The sequence below is a fragment of the Candidatus Sordicultor fermentans genome (assembly GCF_012728195.1).
GTDB classification, from domain to species: Bacteria; Atribacterota; Atribacteria; order Atribacterales; family Caldatribacteriaceae; genus Sordicultor; species Sordicultor fermentans.
This window is the reverse complement of the sequence record NZ_JAAYFP010000108.1, coordinates 1-3,194: the sequence shown is the minus strand read 5'-3', so window position 1 is coordinate 3,194 and position 3,194 is coordinate 1. Positions and strand designations below refer to the sequence as shown.

The window sequence follows — 3,194 nt, the reverse complement described above, 5'->3', positions numbered from 1 at the left end:
TTTATTCTGAGACACATCATACACGTAGACATATCCAGTCTCGGCGAGCTGTATCCCTCGCATGAGCTCTTCAGAGGTTTTTTGAATATCCATACGAATACTTATTACTCCCACAAAATTATCGTCTTCATCAAAAACCGGTGCAGCAAAATTCATAATATATATTCCGAGGTCTGTAGACTCCCTGAGGTCACTTAAATAAGACTTTTTAGTAGAATTAACTGCCTGAAACCACTCAGTAGAGCTTTTATCCTCTCCGATACCATTATCATGAGAGTCAGCTATTTGAATGCCCTGGGAATCAACAAGGGAAGCGGTAGCATAAACGGTATGGTTAGAAACAAAATCCTTTAAAACAGCAGACTTTTCAGCAACGTCAGAATCGGGATTCATAATATAGTAATTTTGAGTTAAAAAATGAGCATGTCCTAACCCCTCATCCATCATTATGGAAAGTGTTTTTCCCATCTCAAGAGCAATCACTTTATCATTTTCAATCTCCTGGTCTAAAAGAGTGTCTTGAAATTCGGTAATTCCCAAAATAGCTAAAGTTAAAAGAGGGATTAAAGAAAGGATTAAAAACCAAAAAAGCAATCTACTCCGCAGGCTTTTAAATTTGAACATTTTACTTCCTCCCCTATTTTCGCGATTTAGTTCTGCAACCCACCCATAAATAAGTATCGGCAAAAATGGGAAAAACTTTAGCTTGGAAAAGAAGTCATCTAGAATGCCTTTCAGCTTGATCTGTGAATCTTCTATATCGCTCCCGTTATTTTTTTCTACTGTTATTATCATAGAATAACCATGTCTGAAAGCCTCTGTAACCCTTGACAAGTGAGGAAATTTGAGATATTTTACTATGGGTTGCCGAAGTGGCGGAAATGGCAGACGCGCTGGAATCAGGATCCAGTGAGTGAAAGCTCATGCGGGTTCAACTCCCGCCTTCGGCACCAGGTGCGCTATAGAGCTCTTTTAGCCTCTTCTATAATTTTACTCTCCCCTCTCTGAAAGCACGAGTCCAGTGGCTATAAAATCGACTCCCAGAGAGAGGTGCTTTTTTATGGGAGAAGTAGTAAAACTTCCACAACCTGACGACTGGAAAAACCTTTTAGAGGTATTTCTGTTTGAAAAAAAGCTGAAGGAAGAGCTCCCCGCACTATTTCCGATTATAAGCTCCACACTACAATATTCTTCAAACGCTCTTCTCGTGCTTTACGTTCAGAGAAAGAGCTTAAGGCTTGCATTCTTAAATACTTCTCCGATGATGTTAAACCTGGCACTTCGAACTTCCGCTAACAGTATTTTAGAGCTTTCTTCAGCTTTTTAGGGGTGAAAACGCCATCGAGAAAACCTCGTTGGTTTTAAAAAAAGAGAAGTGTTTTAGCCTTGTGATGCTTCTCCAAACCCACCATCGCGAGTGCTGAGGAAAAAGTCTTTCTCCTCAGTGATTTTTCTATATTTTTTGTCTTTTTTCACTTTTCAGGGGGTTATGAGAGGGATAAATCCCTGAAAAGTTCTTTCCCGTCATTCTCGAAATCAGTAGTCGGGAATTCAGAAGCTTTGCGAGATAACACCACAAAAACACTCTGGCAGGCAGTGGGAGCCCAGTAGCCAGAAGCCAGAGCTCACAGTATTTATCGTCATATTAGATTAATGATACAATTTAGCAAATTTACGAGGAGGAAAAAGATGGATTTAGGAATAGAAGGTAAGATAGCTTTAGTAACTGGAAGCAGTCAGGGGATGGGTAAGGCCATCGCCCGGGAGTTATCTCGAGAAGGAGCTCGAGTTATTCTTTCTTCCCGTTCTTCAACCAGGTTAGAGGAAGCCCAAAAAGAGATCGAAAAAGAAACGGGTGGGGAATGCTTGTTTTTCCCCTGTGATTTAAGCAATGGGGAAGACATAAAAAATCTGGTGAATTATGTAACCAGAGAAATGCAAGGAGTAGACATTTTAGTAATAAATAGCGGAGGTCCCCCTCCAGGAAATATTTTCTCTATTAGTGAGGAAGATTGGTATAAATCCTTTGATTTACTTTTAATGAGTGCCATTCGATTAACTAAAGCCTTCCTTCCTTATATGGAGGCTAAAAATTGGGGAAGGATAACTTATCTAACTTCTACTTCTATCAAAGAACCGATAGAAAACCTCTTGCTTTCTAACGTCTTAAGAAGCGGGGTCAGTGCTTTATCTAAAAGTCTATCACGAGACTATGCTCATCGAAATGTTCTCTTTAACGTAGTTTGTCCAGGCTCTATTGCTACTCGCAGAACTATTCAGCTATTAGAAGACAGAGCTGCTCGCAGCGGTCAACCTTTGGAAATCTTAAGACAAGAAGCCGAACAAGCTATTCCTATGAAGAGGTATGGAAATCCGGAAGAGGTAGCTTCTTTAGTTGTATTTTTATGCTCCAACCAAGCCACCTACTTAACCGGTACGGCCATTCAGGTTGATGGAGGAGCTATTCGTTTTGTTTTATAAACTGGAGACCCTGATACGGGAATATAAGATTTAGCCGCCGTAAAAAACAAAAATCATAAGTTGATGGTATCTTCAAGAGGGGTTACAGGAGAGCCTTACCTCCTATAGTTTCGCGGCTATAAAAATTAAATAAAAAAGCCATCGGCTCCGACAAGCTTTAGCCTTTGCTTTCTCGCATTTAGCGAGAAATTTCAGGATGGACTTCCACTCGAAAGCTTTGAGCTTCTTATCTTTCAAACAGAAGCTCTTTTTTCCATCCTCCAGCTTAGCTTCTCAGAGCCGATGGCAATCATAGATTATCATCTCTTTTTGAATTTGTCAATAGGAAAAATCAAAATTTTTTGAAAATTTAAAAATAGGTTTATTCCTTATCTTACCTCTCTTTCTCCTGGGTTATGAGAAAATTGTATATTCCCTGGTGTAGGCTGTTATCGCTCCTCGCTTACCTCCAGTCGTCAATCAAGCAAGCTTGGCAACCTTGACAAGGTTGAGAAAAAGGCAAAAAATTATAGAACTAAGAAACGATGCTCGCGGAAAAATCCCTGCGTGTGTGGCAATCTCGGGTTATATGGGAAGGTTGTCCCTTTATAGCTACTCCTATCATATTCTCGAGAATTTAGCGGGGAATACAAGTATTCTTGTCTTTAAAAAATTTAGATTCCTCGTAGAACCATTCAGAAACAACCCCCCTGCCGTAATTGCGAGAATCCATG

Annotated in this window: 3 protein-coding genes and 1 tRNA gene; 3 read left to right on the top strand and 1 reads right to left on the bottom strand. The window is 40.0% G+C overall.

Annotated features, from left to right (window positions below):
• Nucleotides 1-624 (bottom strand): PDC sensor domain-containing protein (locus tag GXZ17_RS05550; protein WP_409376297.1); only part of this gene is annotated, 624 nt, incomplete at its 3' end.
• A gap of 242 nt (nt 625-866) precedes the next feature.
• Here GXZ17_RS05550 and GXZ17_RS05545 point away from each other — a divergent pair.
• From GXZ17_RS05545 to GXZ17_RS05535, 3 genes are all read left to right on the top strand, one after another.
• Nucleotides 867-953: transfer RNA gene (locus GXZ17_RS05545), tRNA-Leu, on the top strand.
• Between the two features lie 107 nt (nt 954-1,060).
• Nucleotides 1,061-1,327 carry a hypothetical protein gene (locus GXZ17_RS05540; RefSeq protein WP_409376296.1) on the top strand — a complete coding sequence of 89 codons (267 nt, stop codon included), beginning with the start codon at nt 1,061-1,063 and terminating at the stop codon, nt 1,325-1,327.
• 362 nt (nt 1,328-1,689) lie between these two features.
• Entirely contained in the window at nt 1,690-2,481 is a 792-nt protein-coding gene (locus GXZ17_RS05535; RefSeq protein WP_409376295.1) for an SDR family oxidoreductase, read from the top strand.
• Nucleotides 2,482-3,194: the final 713 nt, after the last annotated feature.

Excerpts from the sequence above, each read along its gene's own strand:
- GXZ17_RS05540 (WP_409376296.1), top strand. The coding sequence starts at position 1,061 with ATGGGAGAAGTAGTAAAACTTCCACAACCTGACGACTGGAAAAACCTT.
- GXZ17_RS05535 (WP_409376295.1), top strand. The coding sequence starts at position 1,690 with ATGGATTTAGGAATAGAAGGTAAGATAGCTTTAGTAACTGGAAGCAGT.